Genomic DNA, 23,298 nt, shown 5'->3' with positions numbered 1-23,298 from the left:
TCTTGTCCCCCGCCCCTGTGAGGTAGCAACCGATGGCACTCTCGAAACGCCAACGCGCGCAGACGTTCCGCATCGCCCAGTACGGGCTCCTCGTCGTGATCGTCGTGGTACTGGCGCTGATCGCGGACTGGGGCGAGATCCAGCGCGCCTTCTTCCGACTCGACATCGCCGCCGGCATGTTCCCGAACGCCATCACGACGGCGCTCAAGAACACCATCGTCTACACCGCGCTCGGCTTCGTGTTCGGCCTGGTCGTCGGACTGGTGCTGGCACTGATGAAGCTCTCGCCGGTGCCGCCGTACCGCTGGATCGCCACGATCTACATCGAGTTCTTCCGCGGCATCCCGGCACTGCTGGTGTTCATCGCGATCTCGTTCGGCGTGCCGCTCGCGTTCCAGATCCAGTTCGACATCTACTCGACGGTGATGCTCGCGCTCGGCATCGTCGGCGCCGCCTACATGGCCGAGACGATCCGCGCCGGCATCCAGGCCGTGCCGAAGGGTCAGATCGAGGCCGCCCGGTCGCTCGGCATGTCGCAGGGCCGGACCACGCTGACGGTCGTGATCCCCCAGGCGTTCCGGATCATCCTGCCGCCGTTGACCAACGAACTCATCATGCTCACCAAGGACTCCTCGCTGATCTACATCATCGGCCTGGCGCGCGAGCAGTACGAGCTGACGAAGTTCGGCCGCGAGACGCTGAGCCGATCCGTCTCGCTGACGCCGATCCTGGTGATCGGCCTGTGCTACCTGATCATCACGCTGCCGCTCGGCCACCTGTCGCGGCACCTGGAGAAGCGCACCGGTGGCAAGAAGATCGACACGCCGGAATCGACGGGGGTGTGAGGACATGACTGCCGAGATCGCCGTCGAGATCACCGGGCTGAAGAAGTCGTTCGGGCCGCTGGACGTGCTCAAGGGCATCGACCTGACCGTGCGGAGCGGTGATGTCGTGTGCATCATCGGCCCGTCCGGCTCGGGCAAGTCCACGATGCTGCGCTGCGTGAACCTGTTGGAGGAGCCCAACGCGGGCAAGATCGTCGTGAACGGCGTCGAGCTCACCGACCCCGAGGTCGACGTGGACGCGGCCCGGCGGACGATCGGGATGGTGTTCCAGGGGTTCAACCTGTTCTCGCACCTGAGCGTGCTGAACAACCTGACCGTGGCGCAGCGCAAGGTGTTGCGGCGGTCCGAGGAGGAGTCGCAGCGGGTCGCGTTGCACAACCTCGAGCGCGTGGGGTTGTCGGACAAGGTGAACGCGATGCCGGCGCAGCTGTCCGGCGGGCAGCAGCAGCGGGTCGCGATCGCGCGGGCGCTGTCGATGAACCCGTCGGTGATGCTGTTCGACGAGCCCACGTCGGCGCTGGACCCGGAGTTGGTCGGCGACGTGCTGGGCGTGATGCGGCAGTTGGCCGACGAGGGCATGACGATGCTCGTGGTGACGCACGAGATGCAGTTCGCGCGCGAGGTCGCCGACCGGGTGCTGTTCATGGACGGCGGCTACGTGGTGGAGGAGGGACCGGCCGAACAGGTGATCGGTGCGCCCACCCACGAACGGACGAAATCTTTCCTGGCTCGGGTTTTGAACCCGAATCACCTGGACTGAGCTTATTGTCGATCTCATGGGCGACGGCGGGCTGGACGTGTTCGACCCCAGCCCGCCGCGTGCCGTCCGGGTCGCGGCGGCGGACGTGCTGCGCGTGTCGGGCGATTCCGAGGGGTCGTTCCGGTTGCGGCGGAGGCCCTCGGCGCCCCCGGTGATCCGGGTGGAGGACCGGTTCGTCACCGGGGTGCTCGACCTGCGGGCGGTGGAGTTCCCGTTCCTGCTGGAGTTCGTGCGGTGCCGGTTCGAGGAGGTGCCCGACCTGCGGCAGGGCAACCTCGCCGGTGTCGGGTTCGCCGACTGCCGGTTGCCCGGGCTCGCGGGGCGCAACCTGAGCAGCGCGAACGAGGTGTCGCTCGCGGGCAGCACGGTCGAGGGGCTGGTCGACCTCACCGACGCCGACATCGCCGGGTCGCTGTCGTTGCAGGGCAGCACGTTGCTCGCCGACGGCCTCGCCCTGCACGCGGACCGGCTCAAGCTGGCCGGCGCGTTGCTCGCCCACCGGGTGACGGTGTTCGGGGAGCTGCGGCTGGCCGGTGCGCACGTAGGTGGCAACTGCAATCTGACCTGGGGATCGTTCAACAATCCTCATGCTCACTCGTTCAACGGCATGGGGCTCCAGGTGGGCGGCAGCCTGCTGATGTCGTCGTGCGTGGCGCGCGGGACGGTGCTGCTCTCGAGCGCGCGGGTCAGCTCGTCGCTGACGATGCGGGCGGCGTCGGTGTCGGACGGCCGGGTGGACGAGGAGTCGGCGGGCGACCCGCACAGCGACCCGGCGGCGTCGGTGGTCCTCGACCGGGTGACGGTGGACGGCGACGTGCAGCTGGACCGGGGCTTCCGGTCGATCGGCACGGTGCGGATGGTGAACGCGGCGGTCGGCGGCACGCTGTCCCTGTCCGGCGGCCACTTCGACGCGGGCGGCCCGACCGCGGACCCCGCCGAACCCGCCCGACCGGCCGCGGACGACGACTCGACCCTGCGCCTGCGCCCCGCCGTGCCCCGACCGCGACCGGCCGTCTCCGAGGACGCCCACCGACCCGAGCCGGAGGCGACCGGCACCCCCGAGTCCACCGATCCGCCCGCACCCGCCGTCCCCGACCCGCCGCACCGCCCCGTCGACGCGGGCGCGCGGATCACCGGCGTCGGCCGCGCCGCGCGCCAGGAGCTCGCCGAACCCGTCGGGTTCGGCCGCGCGCTGCACTGCGACGGCGCGCAGATCGGCGGCGACATCATCGGCCGCCAGGCGCGGGCCCGCGGCCAGCTGCGGATGGTCGACCTCCGGGTCAAGGGCAGCCTCACCCTCGACGGGTCCACAGTGGACAACCCGCGCGCGGATGCCGTGCTGGGCAACAGGTCCCACGTCGGCAGCAACCTGACCCTGCGCGAGGTCGACGTGACCGGCGGCGTCGAGCTGCGCGGCGTGAACGTCGGCGCCAACATCGACCTGCGCGCCGCGCGGATCACCCAACCCGGCCGCTACCGCCACCAGAACGCGCGCAAGCCGTCGGTCGACGTGGGCGGCGCGGTCATCGGCCGCGACCTGATCTGCGCGGGCGGCACCAAGGAGTTCGTCGCGCACGGCGGGGTCCGGGCCAGGCGCGCCCAGGTCGCGCGGATGGCGACGTTCGCGGGCGCGGTGCTCGGCGACAAGCTCGATAGCCACGCCCTGAACGCGCTCGGCCTCCAGGTGCAGGAACTCGTGCTGACACCGGTCAGCCCGCCGCGCGGCGACGTCACGCTCCGCCAGGTCCGCTGCACCTCGTTGGACGACAACGAGTCCTTCTGGGAGGCCACCGGCCGCATCGACCTGGAGGAGTTCCGCTACGACTCGCTGCGCAACCCCATCGACCTGCGCGACGACCGCGAGGTCGAACGCCGGCTGCGGTGGTTGCGCCAGGCCATGCGCCGCACCTACCGGCCCGGCCCGTACGACCAGTTCGCCGACATGCTCCGCGCGGGAGGCAACGACGAGCACGCGGCCACCGTGCTGGTGGAGAAGCAGCGCCTGCGCTACCGCGCGCTCGCCGAGGGCCGCCGGTACCTCAAACCGCTGGTGCTGATCTGGAGTTGGCTCCAGCGCTCGATGGTCGGCTACGGCTACCGCCCGGCCCGTGCGCTCGGGTGGCTCGTCGTCGGCTGGGTGCTGGGCAGCCTGTGGTTCCAGTTCCACCCCGGTCTCACGCCGATCAACGCCGACGACCACCTGCCGTGGAACGCCTGGCTCTACACCATCGACCTGGTGGTGCCGATCGTCGACTTCGGCAACAAGAACCGCTGGCAGACCCCGGGCGCGTCGCAGTGGATCGCGGCCGGGCTGATCGTCACGGGCTGGTTGCTCGCCACCACGGTCGCGGCCGGCATCACGCGGATGTTGAAGCGCTGACCGGTGCGTAGTGTGCACGGCATGACAGACCTGGTGCTGGCACTGGACATCGGCGGCACCAAGATCGCCGGCGGACTCGTGGACCGGCACGGCGAGGTGGTGCGGACGGCGCGCGCCGCCACGCCCGTCGACCACGCCGAACGCACGTGGGACGCCGTGGTGGCGGTGGTGGACGAGGTGCTGCAAGGGGAATCGCCCGCCGGCGTGGGCATCGCGTGCGCCGGTCCCGTCGACGCCGGCGTGGGCACCGCGAGTCCGATCAACGTCGCGGTGTGGCGGGGTTTTCCGCTCCGCGACCGGGTGCGGGCGCTGCTGCCGGGGGTGCGCGTCGAACTCGCGGGCGACGGCACGTGCATGGCGCTCGGCGAGCACTGGACGGGTGCCGGTCGTGGCAGCCGGTTCCTGCTCGGGTTGGTCGTGTCGACGGGTGTCGGCGGCGGGCTCGTGCTGGACGGCAGGCCGTTCGGCGGTCGGACCGGCAACGCGGGCCACGTCGGGCACGTCGTGGTGGAGCCGGACGGCGAGCCCTGCGCGTGCGGCGGACGCGGGTGCGTCGAAACCGTCGCGGGTGGTCCGAACCTGGTGCGGTGGGCCCGGGAACAGGGTTGGCTCGCGCCCGAGGACGCCGACGCCGCGACGTTGGCCGCCGCCGCGCTGCACGGCGACGACCTGCCGAAAGCCGCGTTCGAGCGGGCCGGACGGGCGGTGGGCCTGGCGATCGTCGCCACCGCGGCGGTGTGCGACCTCGACCTCGCGGTGGTCGGCGGTGGCGTGGCGCAGGCCGGTGACCTGCTGTTCGAACCCTTGCGCCGCACCGTGGCCGAGCACGCCGGGTTGTCCTATTTGGACGGACTGCGGGTCGAGCCCGCCCGGCTCGGTGGCCGGGCGGGACTCGTCGGCGCGGCTGCTCTCGTGCTGCGGTAGGTCAGTGCGCGGCGACCGGCTTGACCCGGTCGCTGTTCTCGTCCGCGTGGTAGTCGTCGGCGGCGGTCTGGTCGGTGCCGTTGAACACCTTGGCCCGGCGGGCGATCAGCGTCACGACGACCGCGACGACCAGGTTGGTGACCAGCGCGACGGCACCGACGTAGATCTGCACGGTCGAGCCCGCGAACGGGTGCCAGCCGAACAGCGACAGCTGGCCCAGCGGCAACGCCGAACCGGCGAAGTGCGCCTTGTTCACCGCCGGGTTGCCGATGTTGTAGAGCAGCCACATGCCGTAGCCCATGCCCGCGACCCACCCGGCGATCAGGCCCCACACGTGGAACCACCTGGTGTACAAGGCGATCGCGACCGCCGGCAGCGTCTGGAGGATCATCACGCCGCCGATGAGCTGGAGGTCGATGGAGAACTGCGGGTCGACGAACACGATGAACGCGACCGCGCCGAACTTCACCACCAGCGACGCGATCTTGGCCTGCTTGGCCTCCTGCGCGGGCGTGGCGTCCTTCTTGACGTACTCCTTGTAGATGTTGCGCGTCCACAGGTTCGCCGCCGCGATCGACATGATCGCCGCCGGCACCAGCGCGCCGATGCCGATCGCGGCGAACGCGATGCCCGCGAACCACGACGGGAACTGCTGGCCGAACAGCACCGGCACGATGGTGTTCGTGTCCGGACGCCCGGTCGCCTGGTTGGTGATCGGCTTGGCTCCGGCGGAGATCGCCACGAAGCCGAGCATCGCCAACAGGCCCAGCAGCAACGAGTACGCGGGCAGCGCGACCATGTTGCGCTTGATCACGTTGCGGCCGCGCGAGGCGAGGATGCCGGTCAGCGAGTGCGGGTAGAGGAACAGCGCCAGTGCCGAGCCCAGTGCCAGCGTCGCGTACTGGAGCTGGTTGTTGGCGGTCAGCAGGATGCCGTCGGTTTTCGCGGGTGTCGCGTCGAACTTGGCCTGGGCGCTGTCGAACACCGCGCTCCAGCCGCCGAACTTGCTCGGCAGGTAGAAGACCGCGACCAGGATCACCAGGTAGATCAAGGTGTCCTTGACGAACGCGATCAGCGCCGGCGCGCGCAGGCCCGACTGGTAGGTGTACAGCGCGAGGATGACGAACGCGATGAACAGCGGCAGGTGGCCGAGGACGCCCGAACCGTTGAGGCCCATCGTGCGCAGCACGGCTTCCAGGCCGACGAGCTGGAGCGCGATGTAGGGCATGGTCGCGACGATGCCGGTGATCGCGATCAGCAGTGCCAGCCAGTGCGAGCCGTAGCGGCCGCGCACGAAGTCGGCGGGCGTGACGTAGCCGTGCACGCGGGACACCGACCACATGCGCACCAGCGGCAGGAACACGATGGGGTACAGGACGATCGTGTAGGGCAGCGCGTAGAAGCCGAGCGCGCCGGCGCCGAAGACCAGTGCCGGCACGGCGACGAACGTGTACGCGGTGTAGAGGTCGCCACCCACCAGGAACCAGGTGATCCACGAGCCGAACTTGCGGCCGCCGAGGCCCCACTCGTCCAGGTGGTCGAGGGTGTCGCCGGCCTTCCACTTCGCCGCCACGAAGCCGAGCACGGTCACCAGCAGGAACAACGCGCTGAAGACGACCAGTTGGGTCCAGTTCACGGCTCTACTCCGTCCCCTCGTCCAGGTCGTCCACGCTCAGCCGGTCGGGTTTGCCGGTGACGACGGGCTCGTCACGGGTCATCGCGTAGACGAGCCCGACGCAGACGACGCCGACCGGGACCCAGGCGAACTGGTACCAGTAGAAGAACGGCAGGCCGAGCAGCCGCGGTCCGTCCACGTTGAACCACGACGTGATGAGCATGAACAGCGGAACCGCCAGGAGCAGATTCCAATTGCTCCAGCGAAGGCCGGCGTTCGGACTCGGCGGCATGTTCCCCTCCTTGCGGCCTGGGGTGACGAGGTGAAGCGGAATGCTAGGGCCGCGAGGGGATCCAAGTCACCGTGCGGGCGGGGTTACCCGCCCGTGACCTTGGGGAACCGGCCCCGACCCCTACGCGCTCCGCAGGCCGGCGGTCACATCCTTCTCCGCGCGGTCGAAGTAGGTGCCCAACGCGTCTTCGGCCTCCCGCAGCTCACCGCGGTCCAGGTGGGCGACGATCAGTTCGTGCATCCGGAGGAAGTCGGCGTGCAGGAGGTGCGGCTCGGCGATGACGTGGAAGGCCAGGCGCAGCTCGGCGAGCAGGCGGCTGATCTCCTCGTTGAGCCGTGAACTGCCGGCGAGGTCGACCACGGCCTGGTGGAACCGGTTGTTCGCACTGGCGACGCCGGCCCAGTCCTCCTTCATCTGCCGGTCGATCCCGAGCTGGAGGGCGTCGGCCACGGCCTTCTGCTTCTGCTTGTCGGCCTGCGCCCACAACCGCAGCGCCCCGGTCTCGATGACGCGGCGGGCGGCGTAGAGGTCGACGATGTCCTGCCACTCGGGCTTACGGACGAAGACGCCCTTGCTGTAGGTGTGCACCAACAACCGCTCGTGAGCCAACAACCGAAACGCCTCACGCAACGTATTGCGCGAAACCTTCAACACCTCCCCGAGCGCCTTCTCGTTGAGCTGCTGCCCGGGCTTGATGACCCCGTCCAACACCCGCGCCCGCAACATCTCGGCCACCCGCTCCGCGGTGCTGGACCGATCGATGTCCCGACCCTCGGTCAACGCGCTCAGCCAGTCCTCGGATTCAACTGTCGTCATGTTGAACAAGTCTACTGCCCCATCCATCAATTGAAGTATCGAAGAATCGTTCAACAATCCCACAATCCAACGACCTGCCTAGCTACTCACACCCCCGGCAACCGGACAAGCGGGCAGCGGCCAACAGGCCGAGCAGGGGGCCGAAGGCCGATAGGCCGACGCCAGGCAAGTGGGCGAGGAGCAGGGAGCAGCCGCTGATCAGCAGCCCCGGTGATTCGGTGACTCGGCGATCGGCGACCGGAAACCACAGCGATCGCCCCACCGGCAGCAGGGGCGCGACCACCGGCGGCAGGTAGTCGCGGACAGGCGCGGGCAGTCGCGGCCGGAGTCGCGCGGCCAGGGTGCCGGGCCGGCGGTTACCCGTGGGGGGCGAGTTGGGATCACGCAGCAGGAGAGGGCAGGCGGACGACGAAGACCAGGCGACGAGGGCCGATTGAAGGCGGTGCGGGCGCGAGCAGCGCGGAAGCGTGCGGGCAAGCGGCGGGCGAGCAAACGAGCGGTCGGCCAGGCAGACGGCCGGGCAAGCGTGCCGGCGAGCAAGCGAGCGGTCGGCCAGGCAAGCGGGCGGGTGAGCGGCCTGCCAGGCAGGTGTCGGGCAAGCGGGCAAACGGGCAGGCGAGTGGAGCCCGCAATGCGGATGGCAGGCGGGTGCGGGTGAGCGGTCAGGCAAGCGAGCGTTCGGCCCGCCACTCGCTCAGCACGCTGGCCGCTCGGTCGTTCGCGCGGCCAGCCCCCGACCAGCCGGGCGGGCAGCTGGTCAGGGGGCTGGCGAGCGGGGGTCGGTCCAGGGGGCGGTCGGCCAGGCGGCTGGCCGGGCGGTTGAGCCCTCGGTCGGAGGTTGGCTCCGACGGTTGGGCAGGCGGTTGAGCACTCGCTCGGGCGTCGGCTCCGGCCGCTGGGCACGCGGTTGAGCAGTCGGTCGGGCGTGGCTCCGGCGGTCCGGTGATTGGGCGGGCGGTCGCTTGGCCAGTCGAGCTTGGGTCTGGCGGTTGGCCGGGCGGGCGCTCGCTCGGGGAGTCGCGCGAGTGGGCGGGCGGTGGGTGCGGGCGGGTAGGCCCGTGGTGCGTGGTGGTGGGCATTCGGCGAGGAAGGGTGGGTGGTGGCCTGGCGCCGGGTGCCAAGGTTCGGGCAGTCAGGACGGAAGTGACCGGTGGCCCGCTCGCCGCCGCTTGCTTGCCGCCGCTCGCACGCCGGTTGTTGTTGTCAGACGGAGTTCCCGCATTCGCGCCTGCGAGGGTTGTGGGTGGTGGGGATTGTTGAACGATTCTACGTTTGGACAAGGGGGCGAGCCTAAGGATCACCTGGTTGAGGTGGGGAAGGTGACTGATCGTGGAACGAGAGGGCACGGCGGCCGCACTACTGTGATCGGCGTGCTGCGGAGAGTGATGGTGGTGCTCGTCGCGTTGGGGCTTGCCGCCTGTACCGCCTGTACGACCCGTGTTCCGGGGTCGGCGGACGACGAGGTGATCCGGCCTTCCCTCACTCCGGTTCGGGACGAGCTTCCCCAGGCCGGGCGGTGTACGGACGACGGGCTCGCCGTGGTCGACTGCGCCGCGCCGCACGAGGCCGAGGTGGTCGGGGTCGGGGGGCTGGACGGGATGTCCGGTGGGCTGCCGACCGATGTCGATCTTCGCAAGGCGGCGCTGCCCGGGTGTCGGACCGCCGTCACCTCCTACCTCGGCAGTCCGGACCACGACGCCACGCGGCTTCAGGCTCGGGTGTTCTGGCCCAGCAGGGACGGCTGGGCCCGAGGTGATCGCTGGGTGTTGTGCACGGTGGTCGAGGTCCGGCCGGACGGGGTGGTGGTCAAGCGGTCCGGCAGTGCCAAGGACCTGCTCAAAGCGGCCGGGTTTCCCACCGTCCAGCTCTGCGCCGAAGGCTCGCCCGCCAAGGACGACAGCCTGAAGCCCACCACCTGCGACCGGACCCACCTCGCCGAGGCCGTACCGGGGGTGGTCGGGTTGGGGGTGGTGACGGATCCGGTTCCCTCCAAGGACGAGGTGGACACGATCGTGAAGTCACGGTGCGCGACGGCCGTGCGGGGTTACCTCAACGCCGACCGACCCGACGTCATCGCCTCCTGGCGCACGTTCGGCGAGCAGGGCTGGGCCGAGGGCTTCACCACCGCGGTCTGCTACGCCGAGGCGAGCCGTCCGTTCACCGGCACGCTCTGGGGCATCGGCACCAAACCACTGCCCTGACCACCACCGCGCCGACCACACCCGCCCGCGGTTCTCCACAGCCGTCAACAGCCTGTGCACAGCTTCATCCACACCCTGTGGACAACTACCGGCGAAGCACCGCGACAACCGCCAGCAGCACCCCGACCCCCACCGGCACACCGCTCTCGAAAACCGGCCTGAGCACGGGCAACAGCCACACCGGCCGCACCTCGGCCACCACGCACCCGGCCAGCGACACCAGTGCACAGGCACCGGGCGCGGCTGGGGACAGCCGCCCCTGGCACACCAACCCCACCAGCAGTCCCGCGAACCCCAACGCCACCAGGGCGTGCCACCGGACCTCGTCCAACTGGTCCACCCCGTACCCGGCGACCACGAACACGACCGGCGCGACGACCAGTCCGAGCACCGTCCCCCAGAGGTGCGACCACCACGACCGTCGGGTGACGACAGGCTCGACCGATGACACCGGGTAGTAGCGCACCACCCCGGGTACCGGCCCGGGATCGACATCCCGCTGCCCGTCGAAGTGCAGTCCGCCCGGCAGGTCGCTCACCCCTCCATCGTTCCCCCGAACGGCGCAGGTTTCACGGTGGGTGATCAAAAAGAAACCCCGGCGACCGCAACCGCGGTCACCGGGGTCCCGAGCAGGCGGATCAGCCCAGGCGCAGCTTCAGCGCCTCGAGCTCGTCACGCAGCGAGGTCGGCACCTTCTCGCCGATCTTCGCGAACCACTCCTCGATCATCGGGATCTCGGCACGCCACTCGTCGGCGTCGAACGCCAGCGACGCCTCGATGTCCTCGTTCGGCGCGTCCAGACCCGAGAGGTCCAGCTCACCGGCGGTCGGCACGTGACCGATGGGCGTCTCGACGGCGGCGGCCTTGCCCTCGATGCGCTCGATGGCCCACTTCAGCACGCGCGAGTTCTCGCCGAATCCAGGCCACAGGAAGCGCTTGTCGTCGCCCCGGCGGAACCAGTTCACGTAGAAGATCTTCGGCAGCTTGTCCGCCGCGGCCGACTTGCCGGTGTCGATCCAGTGCTGGAAGTAGTCACCGGCGTGGTAGCCGATGAACGGCAGCATCGCCATCGGGTCGCGCCGCACGACGCCGGTCTTGCCGACGGCCGCCGCGGTCGTCTCACTCGACAGGGTGGCGCCCATGAACACGCCGTGCTGCCAGTCGCGCGACTCGGTGATCAGCGGGATCGTCGTCGCGCGCCGGCCGCCGAAGAAGATCGCCGAGATCGGGACCCCGTTCGGGTCCTCCCACTCGGGGGCCTTGATGTCGCACTGCGCGATCGGCGTGCAGTACCGCGAGTTCGGGTGCGAGGACAGCTCCTCGCTGTCCGGCGTCCAGTCCTGCTTCTTCCACGAGGTGAGGTGCGCGGGCGGCTCGCCCATGCCCTCCCACCACACGTCGCCGTCGTCGGTCAGCGCGACGTTCGTGAAGAGCGAGTTGCCCTTCTCGATGGTGCGCATGGCGTTCGGGTTGGTGTGGTAGTCGGTGCCGGGCGCGACGCCGAAGAAGCCGTTCTCCGGGTTGACCGCGTACAGCCGGCCGTCCTTGCCGAAGCGCATCCAGGCGATGTCGTCACCCAGCGTCTCGACCTTCCACCCCGGGATGGTCGGCTCCAGCATCGCCAGGTTGGTCTTGCCGCACGCGCTCGGGAACGCGGCCGCGATGTAGTAGACCTTCGACTCCGGCGAGGTGAGCTTGAGGATCAGCATGTGCTCGGCGAGCCAGCCCTCGTCGCGCGCCATCACCGAGGCGATGCGCAGCGAGTAGCACTTCTTGCCCAGCAACGCGTTGCCGCCGTAACCCGAGCCGAACGACCAGATCGTCCGCTCCTCGGGGAACTGCGTGATGTACTTGGTGTCGTTGCACGGCCACGGAACGTCCGCCTGACCGTCCTCCAGCGGCGCGCCGATCGAGTGCAGCGCCTTGACGAACTCGCCGTCCTCGCCGAAAACGTTCAGCGCCTTGGTGCCCATGCGGGTCATGATGTGCATGGAGACGACCACGTACTCCGAGTCGGTGATCTCCACGCCCAGCATGGGCTTCTCCGCGTCCAGCGGTCCCATGCAGAAGGGGATCACGTACATCGTGCGACCGCGCATGGAGCCGCGGTACAGCTCGGTCATGATCCCCTTCATCTCGGCGGGGTCCATCCAGTTGTTCGTGGGGCCGCAGTCGGCCTCGTCCACGGAACAGATGTAGGTCCGCTCCTCCACCCGCGCCACGTCGGTGGGATCGCTGGCGGCCCAGAAGGAGTTGGGTTTCTTCTTCAGGGGCACGAACGTGCCGGCGTCGACGAGTTTGGCGGTCAGGCGGTCCCATTCGTCCTGGGAACCGTCGGCCCAGACGACCTCGTCCGGGCAGGTCAGCTCTGCGACCTCACGCACCCAGGACAGCAGGCGCGGGTGGTTGGTGGGTGCCTGGTCGAGACCGGGAATGGTCACTGCCGTCATCTCGTCTCGTCTCCTAGTGAGCGGCCAGCCCACGGTGGACGCCGTTGTCCGGGTGGGACGTCTGGAGGAAATGCCTCAGCACGCCCCGTGGGGGGCGTGCGGTAAGTGGGATGGACGGAGGTTAGCCCGGTGAATCACCGGTTACGCACACCTGACCTGTCGGCTCCCTCACAAAACCGATTCTGGAATCGATTCAGCACCCGATCACCACAAAACCCGGTGTGACCTGCGCTTTAGTTGACGGAATGCAAGAGCCGCAGGGTGCGGCGGTGGCCACATACCCGGGTGACGATCCGGTTACGGAGTGAGAGCGCTCTCACACCCTGCCGGAAGAATTGTCGCACCTATTGCCGGTTTCAGCCCCTTGAACGAAAACGGCCCGGGACAAACCCGGGCCGGACGCTGAATCGTTGTGGTGACCGAAAAAGACCTCGAACGGCCGCGAGCCGATCCCCGCCCCGACCGCCGCCCCCGCCGCCCCGAAATACGGCCACACCAGGCAAACCGCCCGTTTCAACAATTCACGTGTTCCATCGTTCCATTGTCGGATTGTTGAACAATGGAACGACGGCAGGCTCGCGCCTACCCGGAGTGCCGGAGCGAGGGCGGGGGAGGGACGCGCCGGGGTGCTAGTTCGGGCTGATCCACTGACCCGTGACGGAGTCGATGCGGACCACGCCGGAGACGGTGACCTTGCCGGACTGGTCACCGACGGTGGTGTCGGAGCCGTGGTCGGCGCCGCCGTTCGCCGCGCCGTCGGGGCCGTCGGCGGACCAGAGCTCGTCGGCGTCCGGACCGAGGGCGCCGTGCCTGCCGTCCGGCACGTACTTGCCGTGCTCGTCGATGCGACCGTGCTCGACCTCGGTCCACTGGTCGTCGGCGGTGTGCTTGGACGTGGTGACCTCACCGTCGCGGGTGACCTCGGTCGCCAGGTCGGCGTGACCGTCGCCGTCGACGTCGGTGAACAGCCACGTGTCGCCGTCCTCGTCCTTCACCACGGCAGTGTCGGCACGGCCGTCGCCGTCGGTGTCGTCCGTCGCCGCCCCGACGTTCTGCTGCCCGCGCTCGGTGTCGACCACGATCGACCGACCGGCGTTCGAGTTGGTCTGCTCGCTGTGGTCGTCCGACGGGTGCACGGCGACCCACTCGCCGGACGAGGCGTCGAACCGCGCCTGGCCCACGATCTCGCCGGACTTGTCGAACGTCGTCATGAGGTCCGCGTCGCCGTCGCCGTCGGTGTCGCTGAACGCCAGGTGACCGCCGTCGTCGGTCTCCACCACCGCGCTGTCGTCAACGCCGTCGTGGTCGAGGTCGTAGTTCGCCTCGGCGTGGTACACCTCGTCCTCGACGGTGACCTTCAGCTCGCCGTCCGCCGCGCCTGTCTCGTCGATGAACACCGGGTTCCACCCTCCAACGGTCTGTGCCGGTAGGACTCACGTTATGCCGGTTCGGTTCCCCGGCGGAACCCATGTCACCCACACCGCAGACCCGTGCGACCGACCGTCGCCAGCCGGTCACCGGTGGTCAGGAGCGGTCGCGGAGGGCGCGGATGCGGGCCAGGAGTTCGTCGACCTTGACCCGGCCCGCGGTCAGCTCGGCCACCTGCCGCGTCACGGCCTGCAACGCGCGGGTCCGCTCGCCGGCCTCCATCCGCAGCGCCTTGTCGACGTCGCGCAGTTCGGCCTCGATCGCCTCGACCCGCTTGCCGAGCGCGTCGTCCAGGGCCAGCGACAACTGCTGCTCGGCCTCGATCAGCTGCTCGGCGACCAATTGGTCCACAGTGGACCGGGCGTCCGCGATCGCGTCGGACAGCCACTGCTTGAGGTGCTGCTTGTCGGCCGAGTGCTTGCGGGTGCGCGCCATCCACCAGCCGGCACCCAGGCCCAGCACGATCGTCACCGGCAGCACCACGGGGTTCAGCGCGGCGACACCGAGTCCGGCCAGCGGCAGCGCCGCCAACCGCCCCGCGCCCAAACCGCCGGACACACCCATGAACACCAACAACTTGTCCTCGGCGGTGGGCGTGCGCTTCTCCGGCGGCCGCAGCACGACCGGCGGCGTGACACCGCGGGCGAACTGGCCGCGGATGACGGCCAACTCCTCGGGCGCGAACAGGTCCGCGAGCGCCGAGTCCGCGACCCTGGCCAGCCGGTGGCCCAACCCGGCGCTGATCCGGCCCGACACCATCTGGAGCGCGATGTCCACCTGCTGCGGCAACGTCGCCAGCTGCTCGCGGTTCGCCGCCTCGATCGCGGTGCGGAACCACGACTGCACGTCCCGCATCTGCCTGCTGACCTCGTGCGAACCCTCGACCCGCGCCCGCTGCACCTCGCCGCGCAGCCGGACCTGCCAGCTCCGGGTCGAGGAACGGCGCTGCGAGTTGAGCTCGTCCCGGCGCGCCCGAAGGGTTTCCGCCTCCTCCTCGCCCGAGGACAGCGCCCGCCGGTCGGCCTCCTGCCGCGCGACCAGCTCGTCCAGCACGGTGGCGAGCGCGCGCAAACCGTTGGCCTCGCCCAACATCGCGGCCCGGCCGACCACCAGCTCCTGCAAAGCCCCTTGCAGCTCACCGATTCCGGACCGCTCGCGCAGCATCGCCGCCGCGTCCGGGTTGGGCGCCTTGGCCGCCAGCTCGAACATCCGCGACGACACCGGGTGGAACGTCGCGCCGGCGAACCGCGGCGCGTGCTCGGCCAGCAGCGCCTGGTCGGCCTCGAGCACCTGCCGCCAACCCCGGTACTGGTCGACCTTGGTCAGCGCGAACACGACCGTCTCGACGCGTTCGCCGACCGTGCGGAGGAACTCCAGCTCACCGCGGGTGAACGGGGCCGAGGCGTCGACCACGAACAGCAGCGCGGTCGCCGACGCCGCCGCCTCGGCGGCCAGCTCGCCGTGCACCGACTCCAGCCCGCCGACACCGGGTGTGTCCACAATGGACAGCCGCTCCAGCAGCGGTATCGGCGCGTCCACCTCGACGTAGCGCGGCGGCAGCATGCCCTCGGGCAGCTCGTGCGCCGCGGACACCCAGTTGATCAGCTCGGTGCGGTCGAACTCGACCGGCGACATCGAGCCCGGGTAGCACGCGCGGGCCGACCACTCGGCGGCGTGCCGGAACACCAGGTAGGTCGCGGTCGCGACCTCGGCGTCGACCGGCGACAACCCCGGCGTCGCCAGGAGTGCGTTGACCAGCGAGGACTTGCCGCGGTTCGTCTCGCCGACCACGACGACCGAGGCGGGACCGGACTTGCGGGACTCCACGAACGCGGCGGCCGACGGGTCGAGCGAGCGCACGAGCGCGGTCAGCTTCTCCCTGGTCTGCCGCACGGTCTGCGGGAACGAGGTGGGCATCAACGGCTCGTGTACACGGTCACGATCGGCGCGCGCAGCGTGCGACCCCGGTCGGCGAACCCGACCACCTCGGTTTCTGCCACGAGCCCGTCGAGCGCCGCGTCCTCGGTCGGCACGACGCCGCCCGCCTCGTGCACCGACGGGTCGAACCGCTCGCCGTCCGGGCGCAGCGCGACCACGCCGATCGCGGCCAGGCCGTCCTCGATCCGTTCCACCACACCGGAACTGCGCGCCCGGTCCAGCGCGTACAGGCACAGCTGGACCAGCGCCCGTCGTTCGGCCAACGCCTGGTCCAGCAGCGAGGCCGTCATCGTCTCCACGTCGGCATCCGACGCCGCCGGCACCGGTTCCGTTCCGCCCTCGGTCATCGCCGTCCCCGGAGTTGTTGCCACATCAGGAAGTACGCCCGGTGCACGACGTGGGCGACGCGGCTCTGGGCGGGCGTCGCGCCGAACGAGGCGAACGAGCGCCACCAGCCCGCGCGTTCCAGCGCGTACGCGAGGAGTTCGGCGTGCGGGCGTCCGCGCAGGCCGAGCTGCTCGCCCAGGTCCGGCGAGCTGCCGAACCGCAGCACCTCCTCGACCAGGTCGATCGGCATCGAGACGGCGCCGGACGCGACCAGGGTCAGCGCCTCGAGCAACCTCAGCTGGTGCGCCTCGGGTTTGGCCAGCAGCACCTCGATCGCGTTGTGCACGCGCTGGCGCTCGCCCTGGTCGCCGGACGCGGCGGCGAGCGCGGTGACGCTGGCCAGCGCGGCGGCGGCCTTGATGCCGTCGGACCTCGACCGGAACACCGCGTTCAGCTTGCCCCGCACGCCGTCCAGGCCCGACGCGTCCAGCAGGGCGCGGCGCAGCGCGCCGGCGGTGAGGCCCGGCTCGGCGTCCAACGCGGTCAGGGCCACCCGGATCCCGTACAGGTCCAGCTTCTCCAGCAGGCGCGCGCGGGTGCCCGGCGGCACGTCGCAGTCCCAGGTCGCGAACAGGTCGGCCGAGATGAGCATGGTCTCGCGGGTGACGGGGTCGAGTTCGGCGAGCTTGCGCAGGCTGTCGGCGTCGGTGCTGGTGAAGCCGCCGGTTTCGGCCGACTCGGCGATCAGGCCGATCACCGGGATCACGTCGGCGACGCGCGGTTTGAGCGTGTCGGCCTGGCGCTCGGCGAGCATCACGGCGGCCTTCCAGGTGTCGCCGCCCGAGCCCTCCACGGTTTCGGCGGCGATCGTGTCCGCCTTGTTCAGCACCGCGATCGCGTTGACCGGCCCGGCCTCCCGGCTCGCGGTCGCGGCGGTGAACGCGGCCAGCGCCTGCTGGTCGTCGGAGCGGACGCCCTGGGTGACGACGTAGAGGACGGCCTCGGCGCCGGCGACCGCGTTGCGGCTCACCGGGTCCAGGTCGTTGGTGAGCAGGGCCTCGGTGCGGGCGACGGACGCGGCGTCCAGCGAGCCCAGGCCCGGGGTGTCGATCACCGTCAGGTCGCGCAGCACCGCGTTGGTCAGGTACGCCTCGACGTGGCTGACCCGCTCGACGTCGACGCCGAGGTCCGGCGGGATCATGCCGTTGGGGTCGAACGGGAGCACCTGCTTGCGGCCGTCGGTGAAGACGACCTCGACGCGGTCGACCGTGCCGTACTGGAACCGGGTGACCAGGCGCGTGCACTCTCCGACGTCGGTCGGGGCCACGCGTCGCCCGATCAGGGCGTTCACCAGGGTCGACTTGCCCGATTTGATCCGGCCGGCGACGGCGACCTGGAGCGGTGCGGACAGCCTGCGCAGCACCTCGCCGAACCCCGCGGCGGTGGCCGGCGACACCTGCGGCTGCAAACCCACGCACAGGTTCGCGACGGCCGCCGAGAGCGGACCGGCGAGTTGCTGGGCCTGCGCTGTCACGCGCCAGATCGTGCCACGCGTGACACCCGATCGGTTTGTGAACACCACGTCCGGGGTAACGAAGGGCACAGGAGGAGGTCTTCGTCATGGATGACGGTTTCGCGGTTTTCCTGCTTCTCGGAGTGGTGTTGGTGCTGATCGACGGCCAGCTGATCTACCGCAGCGGCCGTGGGTACATGAACAAGGCCTACGGGGACCCGGAGGCGGCCCGCTCGATGACGAGCCTGGCCACCGTGCTGTTCCACCTGGTGGTGCTGGGGCTGCTCGCGCTGGTCTCGATCATCACCGTGGACACCGGCGACCCGGTCAAGGACGTCGTGGTCAAGCTCGGTGTCGTGCTGCTGCTGCTGGCGCTGGTGCACGCGGTGACAATGGTGATCCTTGGGCGGATCCGGGACCGGCAGATCCAGCAGCAGCTGGCTGACGAAATGGCGCGGGAGAACCGGCGGGCCGAGCAGGAGCGGTTGGTGCCGCGGCAGGACCGGGTCGAGGCCGCGCCGGCCGCGCCGGCTGCGTCGGTCGCTCCGGTCGCCCCGGTCGCACCGACGGCTCCGGTGGCGAGCGGTGAGGACCGGCCCGTGGAGAAGCCCGTCGAGCCGGTGACCGCCGAGCCTGCCGGGCCCGTCGACGTGGCGCGTGCCGAGCCGATCGACCCGACCCAGGTCCGGACGGTCAGGTAGTCCTCCTGGAGGATTACCGCGTTTCCGACCGTGGCGCGACGCGGTGGGCCGCGCCCCCTACCTAACCTGGTGCCGTGCGGCGGCTGAGCCTGTGGATGCGTGCTCACCCGGTGTTCGGGGACTCCCTGATCGCCGGGGCGCTGCTGCTTTTCGACCTGCCGCTGATCTTCACCCACGGGACGGCCGTGCCGGACCCGGTGGTCGTGCTGGTCGGCCTGCTGATGGTGGTGCCGGTGGTGTTCCGCCGCCGGTACCCCCTCGGCAGTTCCTACGTCATCCTTTTCGGTGGCGTCCTCCAGCTGGCCACGCACGGTGACATCGATTCCGGAATACCCATACGTCCGGCCGATTTCGTGTTGGCCGTGACGTTGTACACGGTGGTCGCCTTCGAGGGCAGGCGGCAGGGCCTGATCTACCTCGGCTTTCTCGCGCTGGGAACGCTGATCTGGTCCCTGTGGGTCATGGGGCCGCGGACCGAAACCGTTTTCGCGGTGTTCTTCGTGGTGCTGTTCTTCGCCTTTTCCTGGGCGTTGGGCGAATTCGTCGGCGCGCGGCGGGCGTACCACTCGGAGTTGGAGCAGCGGTTGAAGCTGCTGGAGACCGAGCGGGACCAGCAGGCGCGGATCGCGGTCGGCGAGGAGCGGTCGCGGATCGCCCGTGAGCTGCACGACGTGGTCGCGCACGCGGTCAGCGTGATGGTCGTGCAGGCCGACGGCGCGGGGTACGCGATCAAGACCAACCCCGAGCTGGCCGAGGCCGCGATGCGCACGATCTCGGATTCCGGGCGGCAGGCGTTGACGGAGTTGCGGCGGTTGCTGGGGGTGCTGCGGTCGTCCGACCAGTCGAGCACGCAATGGGCGCCGCAGCCCGGTGCGCTGGACCTCGCGGAATTGGCCGAGAACTGCCGCGCGGCCGGGTTGCCGGTGACGCTGGAGATGTCCGGCGATTTCTCCGCGCTGCCCGCCGGGTTGGGGTTGGGTATTTACCGGATCGTGCAGGAGGCGTTGACGAACACGCTGAAGCACGCCGGCACTGGGGCGTCGTCCCTGGTTCGGGTCGCTCGGGCGGGTGAACAAGTTGCCCTGGAAGTGGTGGACGACGGTTACGGAACGCCGCACGACCTGGTGGCGGTGTCGGGCGGGAACGGGCTCATCGGGATGCGCGAACGGGCGGGGGTGCTCGGTGGGACGTTGGAGGCCGGGCCGAATCCCGGCGGCGGGTGGCGGGTTCGCGCCGTGCTGCCGTTCGCGCCGACATAGGGTGGTCGTGTGATTCGGGTACTGCTCGTCGACGACCAAGAGCTGATGCGCATGGGGTTCCGGATGGTGCTCGGCGCGCAGGAGGACATCGACGTGGTGGGCGAGGCGGGTGACGGGCTGGACGCCGTGCACATGTCCGCCGCGCTGCGGCCCGATGTGGTGCTGATGGACGTGCGGATGCCGGTGCTGGACGGGGTGGAGGCGACCAAGCGGATCACCGAGGCCGGTACCTCGCGGGTGTTGGTGATGACGACGTTCGACATGGACGAGTACGCGCTGTCGGCGCTGCGCAACGGGGCCAGCGGGTTCCTGTTGAAGGACACCCCTCCGGGTGACCTGGTGTCGGCGCTGCGCGCGGTGGCGTCGGGGGACGCGGTGGTGTCGCCGTCCGTGACGAAACGTCTCCTGTCGCGGTTCCTGGGCGACGGGGGCGGCGAGCTTCGGGACGCGTCGGTGCTGGACGCGTTGACGGAACGCGAGCGCGAAGTCCTGGTCCTGATCGCGAAGGGCCTGTCCAACACGGAGATCGCCCGCAAGCTGTTCCTGTCGGAGGCGACGGTGAAAACCCACGTCGGCCGGATCCTGGCGAAGCTGGAGCTGAGGGACCGCGTGCAAGCCGTGGTCCTGGCCTACGAAACCGGCCTGGTGCGCCCCGGCGACGTCTGATCGTTCACCCGCTCGACAGTTCACACGTTCTATCACCCCATTGTTCAACAATCCTCACGACGCCGAACGGCAGGCAGGGATGGCCTGCCTGCCGGTTGTCGGATTGCGGCATTGTTGGATTGTTGGATTGCCGGATTGTTGAACGATGGGAAGGTAGGGCGAGGGTGCCGGTGGGTCTGCGATCAAGGCCCCCGCGGTAGCCCCGCCCTGGGCAACCGCGTCAAGGTTGCGGTGCCGGCGGTGGGTCCGCGGTCGAGGCCCCGCGGTAGCCCTGCGGTTGGAGTGTGGGGCTGCGGCCCGGCGTGAGAGCAGCGGCCGGCGTGAGAGCTGCGGCCCCGATGTGAGAGCAGCGGCCCGGTGTTAGAGCAGCGGTCGGTGGGATTCCGCGGATCGGCTGGACCGGGGGTCAGCGGTAGAGGGAGGCGTCGGCTTCCTTCGGGTCCTTGCCCGGCTGGACGATCTCGCGGTACCAGCGGCCCCAGTCGGGGCGGGAGCCGTCGAGGTCGGTGGTGGCGTACTCGTGCATCAGGGTCCAGGAGGCGAGGGCCTGGCCGGTGAAGCGGTTTCGGGTGGGGTCCTCGGCCAGTGCCCTGATGCCCCTGGCCAGGTAGTACGGGGTTTCGGACAGCGCGTAGTGGGGTTCCTGGGCAATCGCGTCGCGCCAGTTCTCCTCCGTCACGCCGAAGTGGTCGAGCATCTGCTCCGACCTCAGGAAGCCCGGGGTCACCGCGACCGACGTGCCGCCGTGGGGTTCCAACTCCTTCGCCAGCACGGTGCCGAAGCGGCGGATGGCGACCTTCACCGAGTCGTAGGCCAGGGATCCCGGGTAGTACTCGTCGTTGTCGCCGTCGGTCACCTCCACCAGCAGGCCGCCCGGCTTGCGCACCAACAACGGCAGCAGGCGGTGCAGCGTCACGAGGTGGGCGCGGACGCTGTTGTCCCACAGGCGGAGCTGGCGGGTCAGGTCCTGTTCCCAGAACGGGCCGAACTGGGTGTCCAGCTCGCCGCCCCACACGTCGTCCACCAGCACGTCCAGACCGTCCACTTCGGACTCCACCGCCGCGCGGAACGCGTCGACGTCGGCCGGATCGGTGAAATCGCACCGGATCGCGACGCCGCGACCGCCCGCGGCGGTGACCAGCTCGGCGGTCTCCTCGATCGTCTCGTCCCGCCCGATCACCGACTTCCGCCCGCGCGTCGACCGCCCGCCGACGAACACCGTCGCACCCGCGGCGCCCAGCTCCACCGCGATCGCGCGCCCCGCACCCCGGGTGGCACCCGCCACCACGACCGCCTTGCCCTGCAACGACTCCATCTACTTCCCCTTCCACGCGTCGAGCACCGCGTCCACGTCCTCCGCCAACCGCGCGACCAACTCGCCGCGCGGCCGGATCGACCAGTCCATCGACACGCCGTAGACCAACCCGGTGAGCACCCGGGCCGCGCGCTCGGGTGCCGGCCCGCGCGGCAACGGCACGGCGCGCACCAGTTCCAGCACCGCGCCGAACGTCGCCTCGTACAACTCGGCCAGCAGCGCCCGCAGCTCCGGGTCGATCAGGTCCGCACCGAGCTGCGCCAGGTGGTTGCCGGTGGTCGTCGGGTCGGTCATGCCCGGCATGAACCACGCGACCAGCCCGGCGCGCAGGCCCTCCAGCGGTGCCAGGCCGACCGCGGCCGCCCGCATCCGCTCGACGAGCGCGGCGCTCTCCTGCCTGGTCAACGCCTGGAGCAGGCCGGACTTCGAGCCGAACCGGCCCGCCACCGTACCCACCGCCACCCCGGCCCGCGCCGCCACCTCGGCGACGGTGAAACCCGGACCCCGCACGCCGATCACGTGCGCGGCGGCGGCGAGGAGGCGCTCGTCGGTGATGGTCTTCGGTCGTGCCACGCCGTTAGTGAACCACGATTCATTAATGTCCGCCATTAGGGTGGTGCCACGTGACCTGGAGACCGCACTTCATCGCGCTCGACATCGACGGGACGATCACCCGCGAGGGTCGGGAGGAGATCGCGCCCGCCGTCCACGCCGCGATCCGCCGGGCCGTCGACCACGGGGCGCGCGTCGTCCTCGCCACCGGCCGCAGCCTGATCGGCACCCGCAAGGTGGTCGCGGACCTGGACCTGCGCGGCAGCACGGCGATCTGCTCCAACGGCGCGGTCTGGTGGGACACGACGTCCGGCGAGGTGGTCCGGCAGGTCACGTTCGACCCCGGCCCGGCCGTCCGGCTGCTGCGGGACCTGCTGCCGGGCGCGGTGTTCGGCGCGGAGGTCACCGGCGTCGGCAACCTGTCGCTCGGCACGTTCCCGCCGGGCAACCTGTGGGGCGAGACCCGGCACGTGGACGAGGCCGGGCTGGTCGCGACACCGACGTCGCGGCTGGTGGTGCACTGGCTCGACCACACGCCCGAGGAGTTGGCGCTGCGCCTGCTGGACGTGGAGCTGCCCGGCGTGCAGGCGTCGGTCGACCACACCCTGGCCTGGCTCACGCTCGCACCACCGCGCGTCACCAAGGGCGCGGCGCTGGCGCGGCTGTGCGCGGACCTGGCCGTCGACCCGGCCGACGCGCTCGCCGTCGGCGACGGGCACAACGACCTCGAGATGCTGCGGTGGGCCGGGCACGGCGTGGCGATGGGCCAGGCGCCTGCCACCGTCCGCGAGGTGGCCGACACCGTCACCGCGACCGTCCTGGAGGACGGCCTGGCGCAGGTGCTCGACCGGTACTTCTAGTCCGCGACGTCGACCTTGGCCACGATCCGCGCGTCGCGGACGTACACGACGAGTTCGCCGTCCACACCGTTGCGCTCGGCGAACTCGTTCGCCCGCTCGGCGCCCATGTACCGGGCGCCGAGCCGGCCCGCCCAGTAGCGGACCTGCTCCGGGTCGGCCACGACCTCGGCCCGGCCGGTCACCGTGACGAAGGAGAACGGCGGCCGCTCGTCGTCCAGGCACACCGACACCCGGCCGTCGCGGAGGATGGCCCGACCCTTGATCGAGTCGCGGTGCGTGGTGAAGACGAGCGAGCTGCCGTCCACGTCCACCCAGATCGGTGACACGTGCGGGGTGCCGTCCTTGCGGACGACCGCCAGCTTGCCGGTGCGGGGCGTGGCCGTGACGAACTCGCGCCACCAGCCGTCGGGCGCGTCGGTGTAACCCATGACCGAACAGTAGGGGACGACTCAGGGT

21 protein-coding genes are annotated in these 23,298 nt (G+C 70.3%); 9 read left to right on the top strand and 12 right to left on the bottom strand.

Annotated elements, in window-relative coordinates; translation table 11 throughout:
* The first annotated feature begins 32 nt into the window (after positions 1–32).
* The 4 genes from AB0G50_RS02725 to AB0G50_RS02710 are packed head-to-tail and all read left to right on the top strand — an operon-like array spanning position 33 to position 4,909.
* On the top strand, positions 33–845 hold the full coding sequence (locus AB0G50_RS02725; RefSeq protein ID WP_360101494.1) for an amino acid ABC transporter permease: 813 nt from the start codon (positions 33–35) through the stop codon (positions 843–845).
* Positions 846–849: 4 nt separating this feature from the next.
* Positions 850–1,605 (top strand): amino acid ABC transporter ATP-binding protein, encoded by a 756-nt coding sequence (locus AB0G50_RS02720; protein ID WP_360101492.1) that lies wholly within the window; start codon positions 850–852, stop codon positions 1,603–1,605.
* Positions 1,606–1,621: 16 nt separating this feature from the next.
* Positions 1,622–3,985, top strand: a complete 2,364-nt coding sequence (locus AB0G50_RS02715) for a hypothetical protein (protein ID WP_360101490.1) — start codon at positions 1,622–1,624, stop codon at positions 3,983–3,985.
* 21 nt (positions 3,986–4,006) lie between these two features.
* Positions 4,007–4,909, top strand: a complete 903-nt coding sequence (locus tag AB0G50_RS02710; RefSeq protein WP_360101488.1) for an ROK family protein — start codon at positions 4,007–4,009, stop codon at positions 4,907–4,909.
* 1 nt (position 4,910) lies between these two features.
* Here the strand turns inward: AB0G50_RS02710 and mctP are convergent, their stop codons facing one another.
* The 3 genes from mctP to AB0G50_RS02695 form a co-directional block, all read right to left on the bottom strand.
* Positions 4,911–6,545 carry a monocarboxylate uptake permease MctP gene (gene mctP, locus AB0G50_RS02705; RefSeq protein ID WP_360101486.1) on the bottom strand — a complete coding sequence of 545 codons (1,635 nt, stop codon included), beginning with the start codon at positions 6,543–6,545 and terminating at the stop codon, positions 4,911–4,913.
* 4 nt (positions 6,546–6,549) lie between these two features.
* A complete protein-coding gene (locus AB0G50_RS02700; RefSeq protein WP_360101484.1) occupies positions 6,550–6,816 on the bottom strand; it encodes a DUF3311 domain-containing protein in 267 nt (88 codons plus the stop codon).
* Positions 6,817–6,936: 120 nt separating this feature from the next.
* A complete protein-coding gene (locus AB0G50_RS02695; protein WP_360101482.1) occupies positions 6,937–7,632 on the bottom strand; it encodes a GntR family transcriptional regulator in 696 nt (231 codons plus the stop codon).
* Positions 7,633–9,095: 1,463 nt separating this feature from the next.
* Between AB0G50_RS02695 and AB0G50_RS02690 the strand changes: the two genes are divergently transcribed.
* A complete protein-coding gene (locus tag AB0G50_RS02690; RefSeq protein WP_360101480.1) occupies positions 9,096–9,833 on the top strand; it encodes a septum formation family protein in 738 nt (245 codons plus the stop codon).
* A gap of 85 nt (positions 9,834–9,918) precedes the next feature.
* Here AB0G50_RS02690 and AB0G50_RS02685 read toward each other — a convergent pair whose 3' ends face one another.
* The 6 genes from AB0G50_RS02685 to AB0G50_RS02660 all read right to left on the bottom strand — a co-directional run bounded on the left by AB0G50_RS02685 (position 9,919) and on the right by AB0G50_RS02660 (position 17,510).
* Positions 9,919–10,371 (bottom strand): hypothetical protein, encoded by a 453-nt coding sequence (locus AB0G50_RS02685; protein ID WP_360101478.1) that lies wholly within the window; start codon positions 10,369–10,371, stop codon positions 9,919–9,921.
* A gap of 100 nt (positions 10,372–10,471) precedes the next feature.
* A complete protein-coding gene (locus tag AB0G50_RS02680; protein ID WP_360101476.1) occupies positions 10,472–12,283 on the bottom strand; it encodes a phosphoenolpyruvate carboxykinase (GTP) in 1,812 nt (603 codons plus the stop codon).
* A 629-nt stretch (positions 12,284–12,912) separates the two neighbouring features.
* Positions 12,913–13,680 carry a hypothetical protein gene (locus AB0G50_RS02675; protein WP_360101474.1) on the bottom strand — a complete coding sequence of 256 codons (768 nt, stop codon included), beginning with the start codon at positions 13,678–13,680 and terminating at the stop codon, positions 12,913–12,915.
* Between the two features lie 127 nt (positions 13,681–13,807).
* Entirely contained in the window at positions 13,808–15,628 is a 1,821-nt protein-coding gene (locus AB0G50_RS02670) for a dynamin family protein (RefSeq protein WP_360101472.1), read from the bottom strand.
* Positions 15,628–15,996 carry a nucleotide exchange factor GrpE gene (gene grpE, locus AB0G50_RS02665; RefSeq protein ID WP_360101470.1) on the bottom strand — a complete coding sequence of 123 codons (369 nt, stop codon included), beginning with the start codon at positions 15,994–15,996 and terminating at the stop codon, positions 15,628–15,630. The genes AB0G50_RS02670 and grpE overlap by 1 nt, the downstream gene beginning before the upstream one ends.
* Positions 15,993–17,510, bottom strand: coding sequence for a dynamin family protein (locus AB0G50_RS02660; protein WP_360101468.1), 1,518 nt, complete (start codon positions 17,508–17,510; stop codon positions 15,993–15,995). Before AB0G50_RS02660 ends, grpE begins: the two co-directional genes overlap by 4 nt.
* Positions 17,511–17,596: 86 nt before the next feature.
* Here AB0G50_RS02660 and AB0G50_RS02655 point away from each other — a divergent pair, with 86 nt between their 5' ends.
* The 3 genes from AB0G50_RS02655 (at position 17,597) to AB0G50_RS02645 (ending at position 20,115) form a co-directional block, all read left to right on the top strand.
* Positions 17,597–18,190 carry a hypothetical protein gene (locus tag AB0G50_RS02655; protein WP_360101466.1) on the top strand — a complete coding sequence of 198 codons (594 nt, stop codon included), beginning with the start codon at positions 17,597–17,599 and terminating at the stop codon, positions 18,188–18,190.
* 95 nt (positions 18,191–18,285) lie between these two features.
* Positions 18,286–19,449: a sensor histidine kinase gene (locus AB0G50_RS02650; RefSeq protein ID WP_360101832.1), complete on the top strand. Its 1,164-nt coding sequence runs from the start codon at positions 18,286–18,288 to the stop codon at positions 19,447–19,449.
* Positions 19,450–19,458: 9 nt separating this feature from the next.
* Entirely contained in the window at positions 19,459–20,115 is a 657-nt protein-coding gene (locus AB0G50_RS02645; RefSeq protein WP_360101464.1) for a response regulator transcription factor, read from the top strand.
* Between the two features lie 406 nt (positions 20,116–20,521).
* Here the strand turns inward: AB0G50_RS02645 and AB0G50_RS02640 are convergent, their stop codons facing one another.
* Positions 20,522–21,430 (bottom strand): SDR family oxidoreductase, encoded by a 909-nt coding sequence (locus tag AB0G50_RS02640; protein ID WP_360101462.1) that lies wholly within the window; start codon positions 21,428–21,430, stop codon positions 20,522–20,524.
* The gene (locus tag AB0G50_RS02635) at positions 21,431–22,003 is read right to left on the bottom strand and encodes a TetR/AcrR family transcriptional regulator (protein WP_360101460.1); all 573 of its coding nucleotides are present in this window, start codon (positions 22,001–22,003) and stop codon (positions 21,431–21,433) included. It lies immediately after the preceding gene.
* Between the two features lie 50 nt (positions 22,004–22,053).
* Here AB0G50_RS02635 and AB0G50_RS02630 point away from each other — a divergent pair, with 50 nt between their 5' ends.
* Positions 22,054–22,842, top strand: a complete 789-nt coding sequence (locus AB0G50_RS02630) for an HAD family hydrolase (protein ID WP_360101458.1) — start codon at positions 22,054–22,056, stop codon at positions 22,840–22,842.
* Here AB0G50_RS02630 and AB0G50_RS02625 read toward each other — a convergent pair.
* Positions 22,839–23,270 (bottom strand): PPOX class F420-dependent oxidoreductase, encoded by a 432-nt coding sequence (locus tag AB0G50_RS02625; protein WP_360101456.1) that lies wholly within the window; start codon positions 23,268–23,270, stop codon positions 22,839–22,841. The two genes, AB0G50_RS02630 and AB0G50_RS02625, sit on opposite strands and share 4 nt — an antisense overlap.
* Positions 23,271–23,298 lie beyond the last annotated feature (28 nt).

The sequence above is a fragment of the Actinosynnema sp. NPDC020468 genome (assembly GCF_040642015.1).
In the GTDB taxonomy this organism is placed as follows: Bacteria; Actinomycetota; Actinomycetes; order Mycobacteriales; family Pseudonocardiaceae; genus Actinosynnema.
Note: the sequence above shows the minus strand (reverse complement) of the source record. Positions and strands in the feature narration are given on the sequence as shown.